20 protein-coding genes and 1 tRNA gene are annotated in these 20,956 nt (G+C 70.1%); 10 read left to right on the top strand and 11 right to left on the bottom strand.

Translation table 11 applies throughout. The annotated features are described in order from the left end of the window. The first annotated feature begins 4 nt into the window (after positions 1-4). From ABC319_RS01860 to ABC319_RS01840, 5 genes are all read left to right on the top strand, one after another. Entirely contained in the window at positions 5-928 is a 924-nt protein-coding gene (locus tag ABC319_RS01860; protein WP_413068598.1) for a DUF481 domain-containing protein, read from the top strand. Next, positions 928-2,136 (top strand): hydrolase, encoded by a 1,209-nt coding sequence (locus tag ABC319_RS01855; protein ID WP_413068597.1) that lies wholly within the window; start codon positions 928-930, stop codon positions 2,134-2,136. The genes ABC319_RS01860 and ABC319_RS01855 overlap by 1 nt, the downstream gene beginning before the upstream one ends. Then, positions 2,133-3,149 (top strand): arginine N-succinyltransferase, encoded by a 1,017-nt coding sequence (locus ABC319_RS01850; RefSeq protein WP_413068596.1) that lies wholly within the window; start codon positions 2,133-2,135, stop codon positions 3,147-3,149. The genes ABC319_RS01855 and ABC319_RS01850 overlap by 4 nt, the downstream gene beginning before the upstream one ends. Further along, positions 3,149-4,399, top strand: a complete 1,251-nt coding sequence (locus ABC319_RS01845; protein ID WP_413068595.1) for an N-succinylarginine dihydrolase — start codon at positions 3,149-3,151, stop codon at positions 4,397-4,399. Before ABC319_RS01850 ends, ABC319_RS01845 begins: the two co-directional genes overlap by 1 nt. Before the next feature lie 65 nt (positions 4,400-4,464). Next, positions 4,465-4,698, top strand: coding sequence for a hypothetical protein (locus ABC319_RS01840; protein WP_413068594.1), 234 nt, complete (start codon positions 4,465-4,467; stop codon positions 4,696-4,698). Between the two features lie 38 nt (positions 4,699-4,736). Here the strand turns inward: ABC319_RS01840 and ABC319_RS01835 are convergent, their stop codons facing one another. Genes ABC319_RS01835 through ABC319_RS01805 form a run of 7 tightly spaced genes read right to left on the bottom strand, consistent with a single transcriptional unit; the run spans position 4,737 to position 12,287 of the window. Next, complete coding sequence (locus tag ABC319_RS01835; RefSeq protein ID WP_413068593.1) at positions 4,737-5,735, bottom strand: UDP-glucuronic acid decarboxylase family protein; 999 nt, start codon at positions 5,733-5,735, stop codon at positions 4,737-4,739. A gap of 14 nt (positions 5,736-5,749) precedes the next feature. Continuing rightward, complete coding sequence (locus ABC319_RS01830; protein WP_413068592.1) at positions 5,750-6,826, bottom strand: CgeB family protein; 1,077 nt, start codon at positions 6,824-6,826, stop codon at positions 5,750-5,752. Further along, positions 6,823-7,911 (bottom strand): CgeB family protein, encoded by a 1,089-nt coding sequence (locus ABC319_RS01825; protein ID WP_413068591.1) that lies wholly within the window; start codon positions 7,909-7,911, stop codon positions 6,823-6,825. The genes ABC319_RS01830 and ABC319_RS01825 overlap by 4 nt, the downstream gene beginning before the upstream one ends. Beyond that, on the bottom strand, positions 7,908-9,008 hold the full coding sequence (locus ABC319_RS01820) for a CgeB family protein (protein WP_413068590.1): 1,101 nt from the start codon (positions 9,006-9,008) through the stop codon (positions 7,908-7,910). Before ABC319_RS01820 ends, ABC319_RS01825 begins: the two co-directional genes overlap by 4 nt. Continuing rightward, entirely contained in the window at positions 9,005-10,105 is a 1,101-nt protein-coding gene (locus ABC319_RS01815; RefSeq protein ID WP_413068589.1) for a glycosyltransferase family 4 protein, read from the bottom strand. The genes ABC319_RS01820 and ABC319_RS01815 overlap by 4 nt, the downstream gene beginning before the upstream one ends. Continuing rightward, the gene (locus ABC319_RS01810) at positions 10,102-11,175 is read right to left on the bottom strand and encodes an SDR family NAD(P)-dependent oxidoreductase (RefSeq protein ID WP_413068588.1); all 1,074 of its coding nucleotides are present in this window, start codon (positions 11,173-11,175) and stop codon (positions 10,102-10,104) included. Before ABC319_RS01810 ends, ABC319_RS01815 begins: the two co-directional genes overlap by 4 nt. Next, positions 11,172-12,287, bottom strand: coding sequence for an NAD-dependent epimerase/dehydratase family protein (locus ABC319_RS01805; RefSeq protein WP_413068587.1), 1,116 nt, complete (start codon positions 12,285-12,287; stop codon positions 11,172-11,174). Before ABC319_RS01805 ends, ABC319_RS01810 begins: the two co-directional genes overlap by 4 nt. Positions 12,288-12,483: 196 nt before the next feature. Between ABC319_RS01805 and ABC319_RS01800 the strand changes: the two genes are divergently transcribed. Beyond that, positions 12,484-13,101, top strand: a complete 618-nt coding sequence (locus ABC319_RS01800) for a histidine phosphatase family protein (protein ID WP_413068586.1) — start codon at positions 12,484-12,486, stop codon at positions 13,099-13,101. 7 nt (positions 13,102-13,108) lie between these two features. Here ABC319_RS01800 and ABC319_RS01795 read toward each other — a convergent pair whose 3' ends face one another. Then, the gene (locus ABC319_RS01795) at positions 13,109-13,615 is read right to left on the bottom strand and encodes a DUF1003 domain-containing protein (RefSeq protein ID WP_413068585.1); all 507 of its coding nucleotides are present in this window, start codon (positions 13,613-13,615) and stop codon (positions 13,109-13,111) included. A 51-nt stretch (positions 13,616-13,666) separates the two neighbouring features. Between ABC319_RS01795 and ABC319_RS01790 the strand changes: the two genes are divergently transcribed. The 4 genes from ABC319_RS01790 (at position 13,667) to ABC319_RS01775 (ending at position 17,990) form a co-directional block, all read left to right on the top strand. Beyond that, on the top strand, positions 13,667-14,629 hold the full coding sequence (locus ABC319_RS01790; protein WP_413068584.1) for an MDR/zinc-dependent alcohol dehydrogenase-like family protein: 963 nt from the start codon (positions 13,667-13,669) through the stop codon (positions 14,627-14,629). Beyond that, positions 14,626-15,609, top strand: a complete 984-nt coding sequence (locus ABC319_RS01785) for a Gfo/Idh/MocA family protein (RefSeq protein WP_413068583.1) — start codon at positions 14,626-14,628, stop codon at positions 15,607-15,609. Before ABC319_RS01790 ends, ABC319_RS01785 begins: the two co-directional genes overlap by 4 nt. Before the next feature lie 84 nt (positions 15,610-15,693). Further along, positions 15,694-16,890 (top strand): acyl-CoA dehydrogenase family protein, encoded by a 1,197-nt coding sequence (locus tag ABC319_RS01780; RefSeq protein WP_413068582.1) that lies wholly within the window; start codon positions 15,694-15,696, stop codon positions 16,888-16,890. After that, a complete protein-coding gene (locus ABC319_RS01775) occupies positions 16,890-17,990 on the top strand; it encodes an acyl-CoA dehydrogenase family protein (protein ID WP_413068581.1) in 1,101 nt (366 codons plus the stop codon). Before ABC319_RS01780 ends, ABC319_RS01775 begins: the two co-directional genes overlap by 1 nt. 383 nt (positions 17,991-18,373) lie before the next feature. Here ABC319_RS01775 and ABC319_RS01770 read toward each other — a convergent pair whose 3' ends face one another. From ABC319_RS01770 to ABC319_RS01760, 3 genes are all read right to left on the bottom strand, one after another. Beyond that, positions 18,374-19,543, bottom strand: coding sequence for an alpha-hydroxy-acid oxidizing protein (locus ABC319_RS01770; protein ID WP_413068580.1), 1,170 nt, complete (start codon positions 19,541-19,543; stop codon positions 18,374-18,376). 67 nt (positions 19,544-19,610) lie between these two features. Next, complete coding sequence (locus ABC319_RS01765) at positions 19,611-20,531, bottom strand: pirin family protein (RefSeq protein WP_413068579.1); 921 nt, start codon at positions 20,529-20,531, stop codon at positions 19,611-19,613. Between the two features lie 262 nt (positions 20,532-20,793). Continuing rightward, positions 20,794-20,870: transfer RNA gene (locus ABC319_RS01760), tRNA-Arg, on the bottom strand. Positions 20,871-20,956 lie beyond the last annotated feature (86 nt).

The raw sequence follows: 20,956 nt of genomic DNA, 5'->3' as shown, positions 1-20,956 counted from the left end.
CGGCGTGCTCGCCATCCTGATCCTCGCCGCCGCCATCCAGACGGACGCGCCACCGGCCGCACCGCCCCCGCCGGCGCCCGGCGATGCGGGCGCGATGATCCCGGAATCGATCCGCGCGATGCTGGATGCGGCGCTGGAGGCGGGGAACGACGGCGAGGTGTCGACGATCGTCAAATACGCCCGCGCCGCCGATCCGATCAGCGGCGACGCGGTGCTGGCGATCGCGCAGAAATGGCGCGACGACCGCGCCGCCGCGCGCGAGCAGGTGATCCGCCAGGCCAGCTTCCTGAACCTGTGGAAGGGCCGGGCCGAGGTGGGCGGCTTCGTCACCACCGGCAATTCCGACACCGCCGGCGGCAGCGTGGTGCTGGATGCCGAGCGGGAGGGGCTGCAGTGGCGGCACAAGTTCACCGCGCGTGCCGATTATCAGGAAAACCTGAACGTCACCACGCGCGAGCGGTACCTGATTTCCTACGGTCCCAACTTCAAGTTCGACGACCGCGCCTATGTCTATGGTCTCGGCCAGTACGAGAGCGACCGGTTCCTGGGCTATTACGACCGTCTGACGATATCGAGCGGGTTCGGGTACAGCGCGATCAAGGCGCGTGCCACGCAGCTCGATATCGAGGTCGGGCCCGGCTATCGCCTCACCGCCTTCACCGACGACCGGACCGAATCGAGCCTCGCGGCCCGCGGATCGATCGATTTCCGCTGGCAGCTGATCAGCGGCCTGTCGCTCCGCCAGACTGCCGCCGCCTATGTCGAACGGTTCAATTCCACGGTCACCAGCACCACCGCGCTGAACGCCAAGCTGCTGGGCCCCCTGTCGGCGCAGCTGTCGTACAACGTCCAGTACGAGAGCATGCCCCCCGACGGTCGGCAGACCACCGACACGGTCAGCCGCGCGGCGCTGGTCTACACCTTCTGATGGGCGCGCCGACCACGACCGAACGGCGGGTGATCGAGCGGATCGACGGCGCCGCGATGCTGGGCCGGGTCAAGCGGTGGAGCGCGATCAACAGCGGCACGGGCAACCTCGCCGGACTGGCGGCGATCGCCACCGAACTGGCCGATGCCGCCGCGATCCTGCCGGGCGATGTGCGGCTGGTCGCGCCCGAGCCGGTCGACCGGATGGGCACCGATGGCCGCGTCGTGCCGATCGACCATGGTCGCCACCTGGTTGTCTCGGTCCGGCCGTCCGCCGCCAGCCGCCTGTTGTTCTTCGGCCATATGGACACGGTGTATCCCGTCGATCACCCGTTCCAGACGATGCGGTGGAGCGACCCCAATACGCTGGTCGGCCCGGGCGTCACCGACATGAAGGGCGGACTGGCGGTCATGCTCGCCGCGCTGGCGGCACTGGAGGGTGACGGTGCGATCGGCGGGATCGGGTACGACATCCTCATCAACAGCGACGAGGAAACCGGATCGCTGTCCTCCGCCGGGCTGATCGCCACCCTGGGCGCGGGCAAGGCCGCCGCCTTCGGCTACGAACCCGCGCTGCCCGACGGCACGCTGGCGGGCGCGCGTGGCGGCACCGGCAATTTCTCGCTGGCGGTGCACGGCCGCAGCGCGCATGCCGGCCGCAATCCCGGCGACGGCAGGAACGCACTGGTCGCCGCCGCCGATCTCGCCGTCCGGCTGGCCGCCAGCGCGGCGCCGGGGCTGACGGTGAACCCGGCGCGGATCGATGGCGGGTCGCCCAACAACGTCGTCCCGGATCTCGCCGTCCTGCGCGTCAATTTCCGGCCGCGCGATGCCGGCGCGATCGACGCGGCCGACGTTGCGATCGATACCACCGTGGCGGCGGTGGAGAACGCACACGAGGTGACGGTCACCCGCCACGGCCGCTTCAATCGCCCGCCCAAGCCGATCGACGCGCGCGCCGCCCGCCTGTTCGCGCTGGTCGGTGCGGCGGGCGCCGATCTGGGGCTGACGATCGGGCACCGCGACACCGGCGGGGTGTGCGACGGCAACAACGTCGCCGCCATTGGCGTCCCGGTGATCGACACGATGGGGGTGCGCGGCGGCGCGATCCACTCGCCCGACGAATATCTGCTCGTCGACAGCCTTGCCGAGCGCGCGGCGCTGTCCGCCGTCTCGATCCTGCGTCTCGCCCAAGGTGGACTGCCATGACCTTCCGTATCCGCGCCGCCACCGACGACGACCTGAAGCCGCTGTACGAGATGGCGAAGCTGACCGGCGGCGGCTTCACCAACCTGCCGCCCGACCGGCCCGCCCTGCGCACCAAGCTGGAGCGCAGCCATGCCGCGCTGGCGCGGACCGCGGGGCCGATCGACGACGAACTGTTCGTGCTGGTGCTCGAGAATATCGAGAATGGCGAGGTGCGCGGCACCTGCCAGCTGTTCACCCAGGTCGGCCAGCGTCACCCCTTCTACAGCTATCGCCGCGGCACCCTGACCCAGCACAGCCGCGAGTTGCAGCGCACGTTCCGCGCCGAGATGCTGACCCTGACCACCGATCTGGAAGGATCGAGCGAGGTCGGCGGGCTGTTCCTGCATCCGGGCGAGCGGGCCGGCGGGCTCGGCCTGCTCCTCGCCCGCTCCCGCTACCTCTTCATCCGGCTGCACCGGGCGCGCTTCGCCGACCGCATCCTGGCCGAGCTGCGCGGGATCATCGACGAGGGTGGCGGATCGCCTTTCTGGGACGGGCTGGCCGGCCGCTTCTTCGGCATGACGTTCCAGGCGGCGGACGAGTTCAACGCGATCAACGGGCATCAGTTCGTCGCCGATCTGATGCCCAAGCACCCGATCTACACCGCGATGCTGACCGAGGGCGCCCGTGCCGCGATCGGCCTGCCCCACCCTTCCGGCCGCGCGGCGATGCGGATGCTGGAGCATGAAGGCTTCCGGTACGAGCAATATTGCGACATCTTCGATGGCGGCCCGACGATGACCGCGCCGACCGATCAGGTTCGCACGATCCGCGACGCGATCGTCGCGCCGGTGACCGCGATCGCGGACGATGGCGGCGAGGAGGCACTGGTCGCGGCCGGACGCCTCGCCGATTTCCGCTGCGTGTTCGGGCACGCGACCGCCGGCGCCGGCGGCATCACGCTGAGCGCGGCGACCGCGCGCGACCTGGGTGTCGCGGTGGGCGACGAGGTTGCGCTGGCAGGGCGCGGCTGATGCTGGTCGAGATCAACTTCGACGGGATCATCGGGCCCAGCCACAACTATGCCGGCCTCAGCATCGGCAACATCGCCGCCACGACCAATGCCGGCGCCGTATCCCACCCCCGCGCCGCCGCGCTGCAGGGGATCGCCAAGATGCGCGCCAACATGGCGCTGGGCCTGCGGCAGGGCATCCTGCTGCCCCTCGCCCGTCCCGACCATGCGTGGCTGCGATCGCTGGGCACCGATTATGCCGCGGCGCCCGCACACCTGAAGGCGCAGGCGCTCTCCGCATCGGCGATGTGGGCCGCCAATGCCGCAACGGTCTCGCCCGCGCCCGATACCGCCGACGGGCGCTGCCACCTGACCGCCGCCAACCTGCTGACGATGCCGCATCGCAGCCACGAATGGCCCGGCACGCTGCGCCAGCTGCGCCTCGCCTTCGCTGATCCCGCGTTCGTCGTGCACGATCCCGTGCCGCCACCCTTTGGCGACGAGGGAGCGGCCAACCATATGCGGCTGGCCGGCCGGCACGGCGACCCCGGCGTCGAGATCTTCGTCTACGGCACCGCCGCCGGTGCCTTCCCCGCGCGCCAGCATAGGGCCGCCGGCGAGGTCGTCGCGCGGCTTCACGGGCTGGATCCCGCCCGCACGCTGTTCGTCGAGCAGGCGCCCGCGGCGATCGCGGCCGGCGCGTTCCACAACGATGTCGTCGCCGTCGCCAACGAGCGCGTGTTGCTGGCGCACGAGCACGCCTTCGCCGATCCCGCCGGCCTGTACGCCGATCTTCGCCGGCTGATGCCAGATGTCGAGATCGTCGAGGTGCCGGCCGCAGAGGTGCCGCTCGCCGATGCCATCGCCTCCTACCTCTTCAATGCGCAGCTGGTGTCGGCAGCGCAGGGCACGACGCTGGTCGTGCCGGCGGAGGCGCGCGAGAACACGGCCGTGTGGGGCTGGCTGCAACGTCACCGCGCGGGCAACGGCCCGATCCGCCATGTCGCGGTGGTCGACGTGCGCGAATCGATGGCGAACGGCGGCGGCCCCGCCTGCCTGCGGCTGCGCGTCGTCGCCGATCCGGCGACGGTCGATCCCCGCTTCATGGTCGACGACCACGCGCTCGACCGCATCGCCGCCATCGTCGAGCGTTACTGGCCTGCGGCGATCCGACAGGAGGACATCGGCGACCCCGCCCTGATCGATGCGATCGGAGAGGCGCGGCGGGCGCTGCTCACCGGGCTCGACCTTGTCGAATTAACTGACAGTTAAGCATGTCGAGCCGGGCCTGACCGACGGATTTCTCCCAATGGCCCACGACTTGCTTATGATCGCGCATGTGGACCCGGATCGCGCGCCTGTTCGTCATCAAGTCGAAATTCGAGGCATTCCTCGTCATCTATGGCCTGGCGGTCGGCGCCACGCATCGTGGCAGCGAGTATCTGCACCAGTATCCCGGCGGCGCCGGCTGGATGCTGTTCGGCTGCTGCACCATCGCGGTGTTCATGGCCGGCGGCCGGATCATCGACGCGGTCGATCACGACCGCGAACGCGCGGCGATCTACGGGTGAGGGCATCGCGCTGACGGCGTCGATCCGGCCGCGGAACCCTACGCAGCCTGCGCCGGCAGCCGCTCCGCCTGCAATTCCTCCGTGAACCACGCGCAGGTCTTCGCCAGTCCCTCCGCCAGCCCTACAGTGGGTCGCCAGCCCAGCTCCGCCTGCGCACGGCCGATATCGGGGCGGCGGCGACGCGGATCGTCCTGCGGCAAGGGGCGATAGACCAGCCGGTTGCGCGATCCGGTCATCGCCACGACCTGCTCGGCCAGCTCGCCGACGGTCAGCTCGTTGGGATTGCCCAGGTTTACCGGCTCCAGCCCGTCGGTCTCCCATTCCATCAGCCGCATCAGCGCGTCGACCATGTCGCTGACGTAGCAGAAGCTGCGCGTCTGGCTGCCGTCGCCATAGATGGTGATGTCGCGGCCCGACAGCGCCTGGCAGATCAGGTTCGACACCACGCGCCCGTCGTCGGGATGCATCTGCGGGCCATAGGTGTTGAAGATGCGCGCGACCCGCACCTCGGCCCGCTTCATCCGCGCATAGTCGAACGTCAGCGCCTCGGCCGCCCGCTTGCCCTCGTCATAGCAGGCGCGCGGGCCGGTGCAGCTCACCCAGCCGCGATAACCCTCGACCTGCGGATGGACCTCCGGATCGCCATAGACCTCGCTGGTCGAAGTCAGCAGGAAGCGCGCGCCGGCCCGCTCCGCCAGCCGCAGCAGGTGGTTGGTGCCGACCACGTTGGTCAGCATCGTGTGTTCGGGATCGACCTGGTACTGCGGCGGCGACGCGGCGCACGCCAGATTGTAGATGCGGGTGATCCGCTCCGCCTGCGCCGTCACGGCTTCCGGCAGGGGCAGCACGATATCCGCCTCGACGAAGGTGAAGCCCGGGCGCCCCTCCAGCAGCTTCAGGTTCGACGGCCGGGCGGTCTGCAGATTGTCGAGGCAGATCACCTCGTTTCCCTCGTCGAGCAGCCGCGCGACGAGGTGCGAGCCGATGAAGCCCGCCCCGCCCGCGACGAGGATCAGTTCGCGATCCGACCGTGCCATGATTGCCTTCTCCTTCATGCTGCCCCCCGTTGTGACGATCGGAGCTGTGCAGCCTCGTTGATGTGCGCCTCGAGTTCGGCGGCGCGGTGGGCGGCGGTGTGGGCCGACAGGACGACGCGTTGCGCGGCCCGGCCGATCGCCCCGGCATCGTCGCGGTCCAGCGCGGCGAGCACCGCCACGGCATCGTCGGCCAGCACGATCTCGCGGTCGGGCGCGAACAGGTCGGCCAGTCCGTCCCACCGGTCGGACACGATCGGCGTGGCGCAGGCCGCCGCCTCGAACAGCCGTACCGACGGCGACCAGCCGGCCGCGATCATGTCCGCACGCGTCACGTTCAGGGTCCAGCGCGATGCCGAGTAGAACCCGGCATGCTCCGCGGGCGGCAGATGATCGATCCGCTCGACGTTCGCGGGCCAGTCGATGTCGTCGGGATATTGCGGGCCGGCGACGGCGAAGCGCAGGTCGGGGCGCGTCTGCGCCGGCGCCAGCAGCAGCCGGTCCAGCGTCGGCTGGCGATCGGGGCTGTAGGTGCCCAGATAGCTCAGGTCCCAGCGCGGCGCGGCACCGGTGGGCCGATACCGCCGCTCGTCGACCGAGCAGAACAGCGCCCGCGCCGCCGGCGATCCGTAGGTCCGCTCCAGCTGGTCGAGCGTCGGACCGCCGGTGAACGACAGGTACACGTCGTACCCCGGGATCAGGTCGGGCGAGAGATATTCGTGGTCGCCGCGGGCCAGCTTGGCCAGCGTGACCGGCGTGTCGATGTCGTAGAAGGCGGTGATCCCGCGCGCCGCGCGCTGCACGAACCGGCCGACCGCGACGCCATCGGGCACGTACGATCCGACGATCACCGCATCGGCGCGCGCGATCGCCTGCTCCCACTGCGCCAGCCCGTCGAGATCGGCGTAGAAGGCCAGCCGGCACCAGTCCGGATCCGCCAGGTCGCGGTGCGGCGCGTACCAGGGCACGTCGCGTTCGAGGAACAGGATGTCGTGGCCGCGCGCATGATACGCCTCCAGCAATGCGCGGAAGGTGGTCGCGTGGCCGTTGCCCCACGACGACGACAGCGACAGGCCGAGGACGACGATCCTCATGCCGCCTCGCGCAGCTGCGCCACCCGCTCGCGCAGCAGCACGTCGACCTGGACCGCGCGCAGGGCATAGGTGTGCTCGGCCAGCACCCGCGCCAGCGCGGCGTCGCCGATCGCGCGTGCCCGCTCCGGCGTCAGGGCGGCGAGATGGTCGGCCACGTCCTGCCCGTCGCGGGCGACCAGCACCTCGCGATCGGGGATCAGGAACTGCTCGATCCCCTCCCACGCGTCGGTGATCAGGCAGGCGGCGGCGCCCGCCGCCTCGAACACGCGGGTCGCGGGCGAGAAGCCGATCGATGCCATCGAATCGCGCGCGACGTTCAGCACCGCGCGCGGCGTGCAGTTGAACGCGTTGTGCTCGGCGGTGTAGACATGGCCGCGGTGGCGGACGTTGCCGGGCATCTCCTTCGTCTCCCACCCGTTGCCGCCGATCAGGAAGCGGCGATCGGGCAGCGTGGCGGCCGCGCGCAGGAAGAACTCCTCCACGCGCGCCTCCCGATCGGGCAGCCGGTTGCCCAGGAACGCCAGGTCGCAGGCGAAGCGCTCGTCGGGCTCCACCGGGTGGTGGGTGGCGGGATCGAGCGCGTTGTAGACCGGCACGCACTCCGCCGCACCGAACCCGCGATAGGCATCGACCACCGGCGGACCGCCGCCATAGGTCAGCACCAGATCGAGATCGGGCAGCGCGCGCAGCACCGGGTGATCCGGATCGGCGCGCATCTCGTCCAGCGTCGCCGCGGCATCCACGTCCCAGAACAGCTTCAGCGCGTGCGGGCTCGCATGGCGGACGATGCCCGCGATCAGCTCTGCATCGAACACGCCCACGCCCGATGCCTTGACCACGATGTCGGCAGCCCCCGCCTCCGCCAGCACCCGCCGCAATCCCTCTTCGGTCGCGGGATAGACGACCGACCGGGCATAGGTCGGCGGATCGATGTCGCGGTGCTGCTGCCGGTCGAACGCGTCCGGCTCGTAGAAGGTGATGTCGTGGCCGTGGCCGGCCAGCGCCGACAGGATGCCCCGGTAATAGGTCGCCGCCCCGTTCCAGTAGGACGAAAGCAGGCTTGAGCCGTAGAATGCGATCTTCATGCGGCGGTCCTGTGCTGGGAAAGGCCGGCGACGATCGCCAGCAGTTCGTCGGCGCGGTGGTCGCAGGTGTGGCGGGCGCGGATCGTCTCCAGCCCGGCGGCGGCCAGTCCGGCGCGCCGGGCGGGATCGTCGCGCAGGTCACGGAGCGCAGCGGTCATCGCCGCGCCATCGGCGACCTTCACGTAATCGCCGGGTCGGAACAGCGCCTCGCTGTCCTCCCACGGTGCCGACAGCAGCGGGATGCCGCAGGCCAGCGCCTCGAACACCCGGATCGTCGGGATGCCGGGCAGGATCGTCGCGTAGTAGCGGCGGGGCACGTGTACGGTGGCGAGCGCCGCGGCGAAGATCGCCGGCGCCCGCGCATTGGGCGCCCAGCCGTGATAACCGATGCCGTACCGCGCCAGCGTCGCTAGCGCTGCATCGGGATAGCGGACGCCGTAGATGTCGAGCGGCAGGTCCGCGTCGCGCGCCGGGGCGAACAGGAACTCCTCAAGCTCCGCGGTCCGTTCCCCGTCTCCCCAGTTGCCGATCCAGACCAGCCCATCGCGCGGGCTCTCGATCGCGGGCGGGTGGAACAGGCGGGTGTCCGCGGCCTCGTGCCACGTCCATACGCGCCCGCTCCAGCCCCAGCCGCGATAGACGTCGGACAGCGTCTCGCCGAACGCCAGCACCCCGTCATAGCCGGACAGGTCGAACGCCTTCATCTCCGCCGGCGCGCTGACCGCACGGTGATGGGTGTCGTGGAACAGCAGCTGGAACGGCGCGCCGCGCTGGCGCAGCCGCCCGACAGCTGCGACCAGCGCCGGCTCGTTCCACTCGTGCATGATGACCAGATCGGCCCCGTCGACCAGCTCTGCCGGGTCGGTGCCGGGCGCGTAGGTGACCGGCGACAGCGTCGGGTAGGCGGCACGGAACGCGTCCAGCCCCGCCTCCCCCGCATCGGCAAGCAGGTTGGTCAGGCTCCAGTTGCCCGCCGGCTCCAGCGCGACCACGTCGTGACCGCGTTCCTGCAACTCGCGCAGCACGCCGCGAAGGAAATGGGCGTTGCCATGGTTCCAGCAGGACCGCAGCGAGTGGGTGAAATAGACGATCCTCATGCCGCCACCCGGCGCTCGCCCGCCTCGTCGGCATCGTCCGTCAACCCGGCATAGATGCCCGCCATCGCACCCGCCATGGCCGCCGGGGTATAGCGCGCGGCCCGCAGCCGTGCCGCTTCCGACAAATGGGTGCGCAGCGCCGCGTCGCCGCGGATCCGCCCGATCGCCGCGACATAGGCATCGTCGTCGTCGACCGGCACCAGCAGGGCCGCCCCGGTCCACAGCTCCCGGAACGTGTCGATGTTCGACAGCACCAGCGGACATCCGGCCGTCGCCGCCTCCAGTACCGACAGGCCGAACGGCTCGAACCGGGCGGCCGACACGTAGATCGGCCGCGCCGCCAGCATCGCCGCCAGCCCGGCTTCGTCGAGCCGCCCGGACAGGACCAGCCGATCGGCCACCACCGCCTGTCCCTGCGGACCGGATGCCGGGCCCGCCGCGTGGAACGGCACGTCGATCCGGCCCGCTACCCGGTCGAGCAGCGCCACGTTCTTCACCTCGTCCCACAGCCGGCCGGCGGTGAACACGCCGTCGCCGGCCGTCACGTCGTCGGGCAGCGCCAGCGGCGTGCGCCCGTTGTGCACCACCAGCGGCGCGGCCGGCAGGGCATAGGCCTGGCGAACGGTCGCGGCGAAGGCGGCGCTCGGCGCGACGATCGCATCCGCGGCGCGCAGCCCGGCCGCCATCAGCTCGACGTTCCACGCAAAGCCGGCGTCGGGCGTAGTGCCGCGTGCCGCCTGCCACCAAGTGCCGACGCAGCCATGGGTCACCGCGACGACCGGCGCGTCGAACCGCGCCACCGCCGCCAGCGACGGCGAATTCAGCTGCACCAGATCGGCATCGATCCGGCGCGCCAGATCGGCCACGGCATGCCCGGCGGCGATCACCGACGCGGCATCGGGCGCCAGCCAGTCGAGCGGCAGCCCCGTCTCGACGATCCGGTACGGCACGGGTTCGCTCATGGCGGCGGAGGGAGCGGACGGCCCCATCACCGCGATCACCGTCTCGACCCCGAACGGCACCAGCGCGGTCGCCAGTTCGGTCGCATATTGCCAGACGCCGCCCACCGCGTCCGCCGTCATGAGCAGCCGGGTCACGACACCGCCTGCATCAGCGGCACCGTGCCGCGACCCTCGTCGATCCGCAGGTTCAGGCGGCGCTCGGCGGCCAGCCACCGGGCCAGCGCGGCCACACCATCGCGCCAGTCGACCTTGGCCGACAGGCCCAGCGCGGCGTCCGCCGCGCGCGTGTCGGCGACGAAGTAGCGCTGGTCGCCCGCGCGCCAGTCGGCGAAGGAAACATCGACCTCCTGCCCGATCAACGAACCGATATGGCCGATCAGCTGGCGCAGGCTGACCGCATTGGCCGGCCCGCCACCCAGATTGAATGCGCGGCCGCTCACGCGGTCGATCCGCCGCCATGCCTGCACATAGGCATCGACGGCATTCGATACGTCGAGGATATCGCGAACCTGATGGCCGTCGCCGTACAGCGTGATCGGCTTCCCCTCGAGCGCGCGGATCAGGAAATGGGCGACCCACCCCTGATCCTCGGTTCCCATCTGCCGCTCGCCATAGATGCAGCTCATCCGGATCACCGCCGCGGGCAGGCCGAAGCTGCGGGCGTAATCCAGCACATACTGGTCCGCCGCCCCCTTCGACACGCCATAAGGCGTGTGGAAGTCGAGCGGCCGCGTCTCGCCGATGCCGTGCGCCCGCACCTGCGGATCGACCGGCACATACGCGCCGTCGTCCAGCCGGAAGTCGAGGTCGGCCAGGTCGCCGTAGACCTTGTTGGTCGAGGCGAACACCAGCGGCACCGCCGCATCGCGCCGCCGCAGCGCCTCCAGCAGCGAGAAGGTGCCGCCGATGTTGATGTCGTGATCCTCGCGCGGGTCGACCATCGACGTGGTCACCGCGACCTGCGCGGCGAGGTGGAACACCGCATCGGCATCCGCCACCGCCTCGCCCAGCCGCCCGGCGTCGCGGATATCGGCATGGACGAACTCGATCCGCTCGCCGTGCCGCTCCTGCAACCACGCGAGGTTGCGCTCCGTCCCGGCACGGCTCAGCGCGTCGTAGACCCGCACCCGCTCGCCATCGCGCGCCAGCCGGTCGGCAAGATTGGCGCCGATGAAGCCAGCCCCGCCGGTGACCAGAATGGTCACGCGACCAGCCCCCTCTTCTCCAGCTCCGCCCGCGCCGCGGCGACGTTGTCGGTCGCGGTCTGCTGCGCGACCCATTCGGCCAGCTCGGCCAGTCCCTCCTGGAAATCCTGCGTCGCGCGGAAATCCAGCTTCTCGGCGGCCAGCGTCGCATCGCAGAAGCAGTGGCGGATGTCGCCGATCCGCGCCTTGCCGACGATCTCGGGCGCGATGTCGTTCTTGCCCATCGCGCGGGCCAGCTCGGTCGCGACCTCGGTCACCGACCGGTCGTGGCCCGATCCGATGTTGAACGTGCCGCCCACCGCCTGCGGCAGCACCAGCGCATCGGCGAAGGCGCGCGCCACGTCCGACACGTGGACGAAATCGCGGCGCTGCTCACCATCCTCGAAGATCATCGGCTGCTGCCCGTTCAGCAGCCGCGACGCGAAGATCGCCAGCACGCCGGTATAGGGGTTCGACAGCGCCTGGCCGGGGCCATAGACGTTGAACAGCCGCAGGCACACGCCCTCGATGCCGTACGGCGCGGCCATGATGTGGGTGGTGCGCTCCTGCACATATTTGTTCAGTGCGTAGATCGACGACAGCGCCGGCCGCTTCCATTCCGGCGTCGCGACCGGCGCCAGCGGTCGGCCCTGCCCGTCGACCGGCTCCCAGTTGGACAGCCCGTCCTTCAGCCCGTGCCGCTCGGCACCCTCGACCAGCGCGCCGTCCGCGTCGCGGTACAGCCCCTCGCCATAGATCGACATCGACGAGGCGGTGACGACGCGGCGCACCGGATGGTCGATCAGCTTCTCGAACAGCACCGCGGTGCCGACATCGTTGGTCGAGGTATAGCGCTCGACCTCGTACATCGACTGGCCGACGCCGACCTCGGCCGCCAGATGGATGACGCTGTCGACGCCCTGCAGCGCGTGGGCCACCACGTCGCCGTTGCGCACGTCGCCACGGATCAGTTCCGCTTCCGGATTCAGGAGCGCCGGCCGGTCGACGTCGCCGTGGACCTGCTCGATCAGGCTGTCGAGCACGCGGACCTTGTTGCCGCGCCGCAGCAGTTCGTCACCGACGAAACGGCCGATGAACCCGGCGCCGCCGGTGATCAGAACGGTCTCGCTCAACGCACCGCCCCCGCGCTGCCGTAGTTGATCTGCGTCAATGACAAGCTCCCGTCGATCTGCTGCATCGGTCCAAGGCCCCCGCGGTCGACGCGGAATTATTTTGGAACTCAGACGAAACGAAGCATCTTCTTCTTTGTTCCTAATAAGATGCGCCACATTTTTGATGATCCATGTTAACTTCGGGCCGGTTAGTTCGATGACGGCCACGGTCTTGCTCGTCCGTCATGCGGCACACATTCATCTCGATCGCCGGCTGTCCGGGCGGATGCCGGGCGTACCGCTCAGCGACGATGGCCGCCGCCAGGCCGCGGCACTGGCGCGCGCGCTGGCCGGCCGGGGGCTGACCGCGGTCGAGTGCAGCCCGCTGGACCGCACGCGCGAGACGGCGGCGGCGATCGCCGTCGCGGCGGGCTTGCCGGATCCGGTCGCGGTCGATGCGCTCGTCGAGATCGACCTGGGCGACTGGACCGGCCGCGCGTTCGGCAGCTTCGACGACGATCCCGCGTGGCGCGACTGGAACGAGCATCGCGGCACCGCCCGGATCCCCGGCGGCGAGACGATGGCGGAGGCGCAGGCGAGGATCGTCGGCCATCTGGAGCGGATCGGCCGTACCCGCCCCGGCGATACGATCGCGCTGGTCACCCATTCGGACATGATCCGCGCGGCGATCGCGTGGGTCTTGGGCCTGCCGCTCGACCATCTGCTCCGCTTCGATATCGACCCCGCCTCGATCAGTCCGCTGGTGATCGGCGACTGGGGCGCCCGCCTGCTCGGCCTGAACGAGCAGCCGGCGCCCTTGCGGCACGACGGGTGATGGCCGTTCAGGCGGTGGCGGGCGGGTCGGTGTCGCGCAGCGTGTCGAGCACCTGTTCGGGCTGGACGTTACGGCTGATGTCGCGCAGCGTCTCGCGGTCGGTGGTGACGTCCAGCTGGTCGGCGATGCGGCCGACCAGCTCGGCCAGTCGCGACAGTTCGTGTTCGGCCAGCAGGTTGATGTGCAGGTCCAGATCGGCACGCTCGTCGGCCAGGCGCGCGGTGCGATTCTGGCTGATCAGCACGAAGGTCGACAGGAAGATCGCCTCTACCGAGGCGACCATCGCTAAGACGACGAAGCTGGGATCGAACTTCGGCTCCAGCCACAGGTTCCACACGATCCATCCGCCGAAGACCACGCCGTGGATGGCGACAAAGGTCATCGATCCGGTAAAGCCGGTGATCGCCCCCGCCAGCCGGTCGCCGAGCGCGGCGGCGGCCCGGTCCCGCGCCCGCTTTTCGCCCAGCGTATCGATGTTCCGGCGCAGCTGCGCCTTCAGATCCGGAGATGACATGTATAGCGTAACCAACGGAAATCGCCGGGGCTCCGCCGTGGTGGCGCGACGATGACGATGCGCGCCGCGATCCTCGCCGCCCCCGCCGCCATGACCATGGCCGACATCGCCATTCCCTGGCCCGGTCCGGGCGAGGTCCGCATCCGTCTGGAGGGATGCGGCGTCTGCGCCTCCAACATCGAACCGTTCGAGGGCCAGCCCTGGTCGACCTTCCCCGGTGAGCCCGGCGGGCTGGGCCATGAGGGCTGGGGCATCATCGACGCGCTGGGCGAAGGGGTCACGGATCTCTCGGTCGGCGACCGGGTCGCCGCGCTGTCGTCGCGCAGCTTTGCCGAATACGACATCGCCGCCGCCGATGCCGTCGCGATCCTGCCCCCGACGCTGGCGGGCCAGCCCTTCCCCGGCGAGCCGCTCGGCTGCGCGATGAACATCTTCCGCCGCAGCGACATCGCCGCCGGCCAGACGGTCGCGATCGTCGGCATCGGCTTTCTCGGCGCCGTCCTCACCCGGCTGGCGACCGGGGCGGGCGCCCGCGTCATCGCCATCTCGCGGCGGCAGGAATCGCTCGATCTCGCTCGCCGCTACGGCGCGGCGGAGACCATCCCGATGCACGACCATTACGCGATCATCGAAGAGGTCAAGCGCCTGACCGGCGGCCATGGCTGCGAACGCGTGATCGAGGCGGTGGGCAAGCAGTGGCCGCTCGACCTCGCCGGTGAACTGGTGGCGGAGGGTGGCCGGCTGGTCATCGCCGGATACCATCAGGACGGGCCCCGTCAGGTGTCGATGCAGATGTGGAACTGGAAGGGGATCGACGTCGTCAACGCGCACGAACGCAGCCACGCCGTCTGCATGCGCGGGCTGCACGAGGCGATCGACGCGGTGGCGAGCGGCCGGATCGACCTCGCCCCCCTCCTCACCCACCGCTACCCGCTCTACCGGGTGGCAGAGGCGATCGCCGCCACCCGCGACAAGCCGGCCGGCTTCGTCAAGGCGCTGGTGACCTTCGCATGACCGGCAAGCCACGCGTCGGCTTCCTGGGCGTCGGCTGGATCGGTCGCCACCGCATGGCCGCGATGATCGCCACCGGCGCGATCGAGGCCGCGGCGATCAGCGATCCCTCGCCTGCGATGATCGCGGAGGCGGCGGCACTCGCCCCCGGCGCCTCGATCGTCGACGATCTCGACGCGATGCTCGCGCTCGGTCTCGACGGGGTGGTCATCGCGACGCCCAGCGCGCTCCATGCCGACCAGTCGATCCGCGCCTTGTCGGCCGGCACCGCCGTCTTCTGCCAGAAGCCGCTCGGCCGCGATGCGGCGGAGGCGGCGCGCGTGGTGGATGCGGCGCGCATCGCCGACCGGCTGCTGTCGGTCGACTTCTCGTACCGCTTTACCACGGGCATGCAGGCGATCGCCGACCTGCTCCGCCGCGGCGATCTCGGCCGGGTCTTCGCCGTCGATCTGGTCTTCCACAACGCCTATGGCCCCGACAAGCCGTGGTTCTACGACCGCGCGCAGTCCGGCGGTGGCTGCGTCATGGATCTGGGGGTCCATCTCGTCGACCTCGCCTTGTGGGCGCTGGGCTTCCCGGAGGTGAACGGCGTCGACCCGCATCTGTTCGCCGGCGGAGCGCCGCTGACCGGCGACGCGGTGGAGGATTATGCCGTCGCCACGCTGACGCTGGCGGGCGGCACCGCGGTCCGCCTGGCCTGTTCGTGGCGCCTGAATGCGGGGGTCGAGGCGGAGATCGGCGCCACCTTCTACGGTACCGCCGGCGGTGCCCGGCTGCGCAACGTCGGCGGTTCCTTCTACGATTTCGCCGCCGAGCGCTTCGCAGGCACCCGAACCGACGAACTCGCCCCTTTGGACAGCGACTGGGGTGCCCGTGCCGCCGTCGACTGGGCCCGCCGGCTGGCGGCGGGCGACCGGTTCGACCCGGCCGCGGAGCAGCTCGTCACGGTCGCCCGCACGCTCGACCGGATCTACGACAAATAGCGACTTCGAAGGTCGGGTACGTTTCCGCTTGCCCCATCGCATCGCCCTGCTATCCCGGTCACGACAAGAGACCGGAGAGGATCGATGGACCTTCGCTTCACCCCCGAGGAAGAGGCTTTCCGCGACGAGGTACGCAGCTTCCTGCGCGACAAGCTGCCCACACGACTCGCCGAAAAGGTCAGGCACGACCGCGTGATGACCAAGGCCGACATGGAGCAATGGCACGCCATCCTCAACGAACGCGGCTGGCTGGCGAACCACTGGCCGGTCGAACATGGCGGCCCCGGCTGGTCGGTCGTGCAGCGCGCGATCTTCGAGGAAGAGGCGGCGCGTGCCCATGCGCCGCGCGTCGTGCCGTTCGGCGTCTCGATGCTGGGCCCGGTCCTCATCAAATATGGCAGCGACGAACAGAAGCGTCGCATCCTGCCCCGCATCCTCGACGGGTCCGACTGGTGGTGCCAGGGCTATTCCGAACCCGGCGCCGGCTCCGACCTCGCCAGCCTGAAGACCAGCGCGGTGCGGGACGGCGACCACTATATCGTCAACGGACAGAAGACCTGGACCACCCTCGGCCAGTTCGCCGACTGGATCTTCTGCCTCGTCCGCACCGATCCCGCCGCCAAGGCGCAGGAGGGCATCTCCTTCCTCCTCATCGACATGAAGACGCCCGGGGTAGAGGTGCGCCCCATCGTCCTGCTCGATGGCGATGCGGAGGTGAACGAGGTGTTCTTCACCGATGTCCGCGTCCCCGTCGGCAATCTGGTCGGCGAGGAGAACAAGGGCTGGACCTACGCCAAATACCTGCTGACCTATGAGCGGACCAACATCGCCGGTGTGGGATCGTCGGCCGCGGCGTTCGACCGGCTGAAGGCGCTGGCCGGCACCCTCACCCGCGGCGGCCGGCCGCTCGCCGACGATCCGCTGTTCGCCGCGCGGATGGCCCGTGTCGAGATCGAGCTGGCGAACATGACGACCACCAACCTGCGCGTCGTCGCCGCGGCGGCGGGGGGCGGCGCGCCCGGCGCGGAAAGCTCGATGCTGAAGATCAAGGGCACCGAGATCCGCCAAACGATCACCGCCCTCACCCGCCGCGCCTATGGCCCCTATGCCCAGCCCTTCGTGCCCGAGGCGCTGGAGGAGGGGTATAACGGCGAGCCCGTCGGCCCCGAGGATGCCGGCGCCGCCGCGCCGACCTATTTCAACAACCGCAAGCTCTCGATCTTCGGCGGCTCGAACGAGGTGCAGCGGAACATCATTTCCAAGATGATCGTGGGGCTCTGATGGATTTCCACCACGATGACGACCGCCAGATGCTGGCGGACACGCTGCGCCGCTACCTCGCTGCAGAAGCACCGGTGGAGGCGCGCAACAGGGCGGCCTATGGCGACACCGGCTACACCCCGGCGGTCTGGTCCGGGCTGGCCGAACTCGGCATCGCCGGCGCGCTGTTCGCAGAGGAGGCGGGCGGCTTCGGCGGCTCGGGCTTCGACATCATGGTCGTGTTCGAGGAGATCGGTCGCGCGCTGGCGGTCGAGCCGTTCCTCGGCACGCTGATGGCCGGCCGGGCGCTGGCCATGGCGGCGCCCGATCATCCCGCGCTGGCCGACATCGTCGCCGGCACCGTGATCGTCGCCTTCGCCCATCAGGAACCGCAGGATCGCGGCCCCGCCGACCCGCTCGCCACCCATGCGACGAAGACCGACGGCGGCTGGTCGATCGACGGGGCCAAGGCGGTGGTCGCGCACGGCGAGGCGGCATCGCTGCTGCTGGTATCGGCACAGACCGACGACGGGCCCTCGCTGTTCCTGGTGCCCGCCGACGCGGCCGGCGTCTCGATCCGCGGCTATGCCAATGTCGATGGCGGCCGCTCGGCAGAGGTGTCGCTGCGCGGCGTGACCGTCGCCGATCGCGTCGTCGCCGACGGCACCGCCGCGCTGGCGGAGGCGGAAGCGGCCGGCCTGCTCGCCCTGTCGGCCGAGGCACTGGGGGCGATGGAGGTCGCCAAGGAAGCGACCATCGACTATTTGCGCACCCGCAAGCAGTTCGGCATGCCGATCGGCAAGTTCCAGGCGCTCCAGCACCGCATCGCCACCGTGCTGATGGAGGTCGAACAGGCGCGCTCCGCCGTGATCAACGCCGCCGACGCCTTCGACCACGAGGCCGGCCCCGCCCGCGACCGCATCCTCTCCGCCGCCAAGCACAGCATCGGCGCCACCGGCCAGCTGGTCGCCGAGGAGGCGATCCAGCTGCACGGCGGCATCGGCATGACCTGGGAGTTGCCGCTGTCCCACTATGCCAAGCGGATCACGATGATCGACCAGCAGCTGGGCGATCAGGATCAGCACCTCCAGCGCTACATCACCCTCGGCCGCGCGGCGTAGCGAAAGCGACGGCGCGAGCCGTCTGTCTCCTGCCCGGCGGCCTGCCGGTATGCCCCATGGCATCCGTCACCCCGGCCTCGAGCCGGGGTCCCGCTTCTTCTCCAAAACGGCAGCGACGAGGAGACCGGCAGCACCCCGGATCAAGCCCGGGACGACGGAAAGCGGGTGAAGACTGCAGCACGGCCAACCCCGCACGAGAGAACGACAGCCCAGGCACGCCCGATCGCAAACCGCAGCCCGGCTCGACCAGCGCCGCCGACAATCCCCTGTCCTACACCGCCCGCATCTGCGATTGTCCCCGGTCGTCCATCGCGCTTGACAGCCGCAGGCCGATCGCCACGAAAACAGCTTCTACGCCTTACCTTAGCCTTACCTTCCGTGCCTCAGGCTAGCCACTCCCGCCCTAACTCGTTGACGTCGTTGCATCCGATCAAGCCCAGCGTCAGGTCCAGCTCGGCCACCACATTGTCGATCACCGCCTCTACCCCCGCCTGTCCGGCCGCCGCAAGCCCCCAGACATAGGGTCGCCCCAGCAGCACCGCGTCCGCGCCCAGCGCCAGCGCCTTCGCCACATCGGCGCCGCTGCGGATGCCGCTGTCGAAGAGCACTTTCGCCTGGCCGGCCACCGCATCGACGCACGCGGCCAGCTGCCCCGCCGATCCCACCGCGCCGTCCACCTGCCGCCCGCCATGGTTGGACACGACGATCCCGTCCCATCCCTCGTCCGCCGCCCGCGCGGCGTCGGCGGGATGCTGGATGCCCTTCAGCACCACCGGCAGCCGCGTCCAGTCGCGGATACGCCGCAGCCGCTGCCAGTCGAGCGTCGGGTCCGAATAGAGGCGGGTGAACAGCTGCGCCGCGGCCAGCCCATCCTCCTCCGGCGGCCGCGCCAGCATCGCCCGGAACACCGGGTCGCTGGTATACTGCGCGATGCCCTGTCCCTTCAGGAAGGGGAGGAAGCCGTGGTCCAGATCGGCCGGCCGCCAGCCCAGCATCGTCGTGTCCAGCGTCACCACGATCGCCTCGCACCCCGCCGCCTCCGCGCGGCGCACCAGGCTCTCGGCCAGCTCGTCCGATCGCGTCCAGTACAGCTGGAACCAGCGCGGGGCGGCGCCCATCGCCGCCGCACACGTCTCCATCGCCACCGACGCCTGATTCGAGAAGACCATCGGCACCCCGCGCGCCGCCGCCGCCCGCGCACTGGCCAGGTCGGCGTCGGGATGGGCCAGCTCCTGCACCCCGATCGGTGCCAACAACAGCGGCGCGGGCAGTGTCCGCCCGAACAGCCGGGTTTCCAGCCGCCGACTGCCGACATCGCGGAGCATCCGCGGCACCAGCCGCACCGCGTCCAGCGCCGCGCGATTCGCCCGCTCGGTCGCCCCGGTCCCGGCAGATCGCAGATAGCCGAACGCCGCCGGCGTCATCGCCGCCTCGGCCGCCGCCTCCAGCGCGTCGATCGCGAAGGGCACCACCGGTGGCTGGCCCATCAGCCCGGCGGCATAGGCCTGCGCCAGCCGGATCGGCCCCGGGCCGGGGAATGCCGCGTCGCTCATCGCTCTCTCCTTCACCGCCGACGATAGCAGCCGTCGGCGATCGGGAAAGAGCGGTCAGGCGACGGGATCAGGGATAGCGGACCGGCGCCGGATCGGCGGGCAGCGGGATGAACTCGTCCTCATCGGGCACCGCCGCGAACCGCTGCTCGCGCCAGTCCTCCTTCGCCTGCTCGATCCGCTCGGGCCGCGACGAGACGAAGTTCCAGTAGATGTGGCGCTGCTCCGGAAACGGCTCGCCCCCGATCAGCATCAGCCGGCTGCCGCCCTGCGATCGCACGATCACCTCGGCACCGGGCTTCAGCACGACCAGCTCGCCGGCCGTGAAGGCGCCGGTCTGGCCCACGACCTCGATCGCGCCCTCCACCACGTACAGCGCCCGCTCGACATGCTCGGCAGCCGGCCGGTATCGCGCAGCGTCCGCCAGCACGATATCGGCATAGACCAGGTCCGAAAAGGTGGTGACCGGCGACCGCATCCCCTCCGTCGCGCCGGCGATCACGGTGATCGTCGCTCCATCGGCAGAGGCGACCGGGATCGCATCGGCCTTGTAATGGGCGAAATCGGGGGCGACCTCCTCCTGCGCGGCGGGCAGCGCGATCCAGGTCTGCAACCCGTACAGCGCACTGCCGCCGGCGCGCTGCTCCGAACCCGTCCGCTCGGAATGGACGATGCCCTGCCCCGCCGTCATCCAGTTCACCTCGCCCGGGCGGATCGGCTGAACCGATCCGACACTGTCGCGGTGCATGATCTCGCCGTCGAGCAGATAGGTGACGGTCGCCAGCCCAATATGCGGATGCGGCCGCACGTCCAGCCCCTCTCCGCCCCGGAACGCCGCCGGACCCATCTGGTCGAAGAAGATGAAGGGCCCGACCATCCGCCGGTGCGCCGATGGCAGCGCGCGTCGCACGGTGAAGCCGTCGCCCAGATCCCGCGTCGGCGGCAGGATCACCAGATCGACACCCTCGATGTCGCTCAATCGGATCGTCATGCCGGCATCTCCGTGATCGCTGTCATAGAAAAAGCAGCCTAACGCCGCGCCGGTCCGGGTGGAAGCCGCGACATGGCGGCCGCAAACCGCCAGCCGTACCGCACAGGCGATGCGATCGTCGGGTGGGAATTGTTAATTTGATCGTGGTACCCGAAACCTGCCTGGCGCTGTCGCGTCTGCTGCGAGGTTTATTCAAGTTTGCGAAAGCAAGCCTGACGAACTTCTACACGAAGTCCGCATCCATTATCACCACGGGAAGAAGTGGCGCGCCCGGAACGATTCGAACGTCCGACCCTCAGATTCGTAGTCTGATGCTCTATCCAGCTGAGCTACGGGCGCGCAATGGAGGTGCGCTGATAGCAGGGTTCGCGAAGGGCGCAAGGGCGTTCCGGCAAAAATCTGCGGCGTTGTGCAGGGTCGGTGCT

The organism is Sphingomonas phoenicis (genome assembly GCF_047238005.1).
Classification (GTDB): domain Bacteria; phylum Pseudomonadota; class Alphaproteobacteria; order Sphingomonadales; family Sphingomonadaceae; genus Sphingomonas.
This window is presented reverse-complemented; position numbering and strand designations above follow the sequence as displayed.

What these genes read in the sequence shown, in the direction of transcription:
- ABC319_RS01855 (WP_413068597.1), top strand. Translation starts at nt 928, where the DNA reads ATGGGCGCGCCGACCACGACCGAACGGCGGGTGATCGAGCGGATCGAC.
- ABC319_RS01850 (WP_413068596.1), top strand. Translation starts at nt 2,133, where the DNA reads ATGACCTTCCGTATCCGCGCCGCCACCGACGACGACCTGAAGCCGCTG.
- ABC319_RS01845 (WP_413068595.1), top strand. Translation starts at nt 3,149, where the DNA reads ATGCTGGTCGAGATCAACTTCGACGGGATCATCGGGCCCAGCCACAAC.
- ABC319_RS01840 (WP_413068594.1), top strand. Translation starts at nt 4,465, where the DNA reads ATGTGGACCCGGATCGCGCGCCTGTTCGTCATCAAGTCGAAATTCGAG.
- ABC319_RS01835 (WP_413068593.1), bottom strand. Translation starts at nt 5,735, where the DNA reads ATGGCACGGTCGGATCGCGAACTGATCCTCGTCGCGGGCGGGGCGGGC.
- ABC319_RS01830 (WP_413068592.1), bottom strand. Translation starts at nt 6,826, where the DNA reads ATGAGGATCGTCGTCCTCGGCCTGTCGCTGTCGTCGTCGTGGGGCAAC.
- ABC319_RS01825 (WP_413068591.1), bottom strand. Translation starts at nt 7,911, where the DNA reads ATGAAGATCGCATTCTACGGCTCAAGCCTGCTTTCGTCCTACTGGAAC.
- ABC319_RS01820 (WP_413068590.1), bottom strand. Translation starts at nt 9,008, where the DNA reads ATGAGGATCGTCTATTTCACCCACTCGCTGCGGTCCTGCTGGAACCAT.
- ABC319_RS01800 (WP_413068586.1), top strand. Translation starts at nt 12,484, where the DNA reads ATGACGGCCACGGTCTTGCTCGTCCGTCATGCGGCACACATTCATCTC.
- ABC319_RS01795 (WP_413068585.1), bottom strand. Translation starts at nt 13,615, where the DNA reads ATGTCATCTCCGGATCTGAAGGCGCAGCTGCGCCGGAACATCGATACG.
- ABC319_RS01790 (WP_413068584.1), top strand. Translation starts at nt 13,667, where the DNA reads ATGACGATGCGCGCCGCGATCCTCGCCGCCCCCGCCGCCATGACCATG.
- ABC319_RS01785 (WP_413068583.1), top strand. Translation starts at nt 14,626, where the DNA reads ATGACCGGCAAGCCACGCGTCGGCTTCCTGGGCGTCGGCTGGATCGGT.
- ABC319_RS01780 (WP_413068582.1), top strand. Translation starts at nt 15,694, where the DNA reads ATGGACCTTCGCTTCACCCCCGAGGAAGAGGCTTTCCGCGACGAGGTA.
- ABC319_RS01775 (WP_413068581.1), top strand. Translation starts at nt 16,890, where the DNA reads ATGGATTTCCACCACGATGACGACCGCCAGATGCTGGCGGACACGCTG.
- ABC319_RS01770 (WP_413068580.1), bottom strand. Translation starts at nt 19,543, where the DNA reads ATGAGCGACGCGGCATTCCCCGGCCCGGGGCCGATCCGGCTGGCGCAG.
- ABC319_RS01765 (WP_413068579.1), bottom strand. Translation starts at nt 20,531, where the DNA reads ATGACGATCCGATTGAGCGACATCGAGGGTGTCGATCTGGTGATCCTG.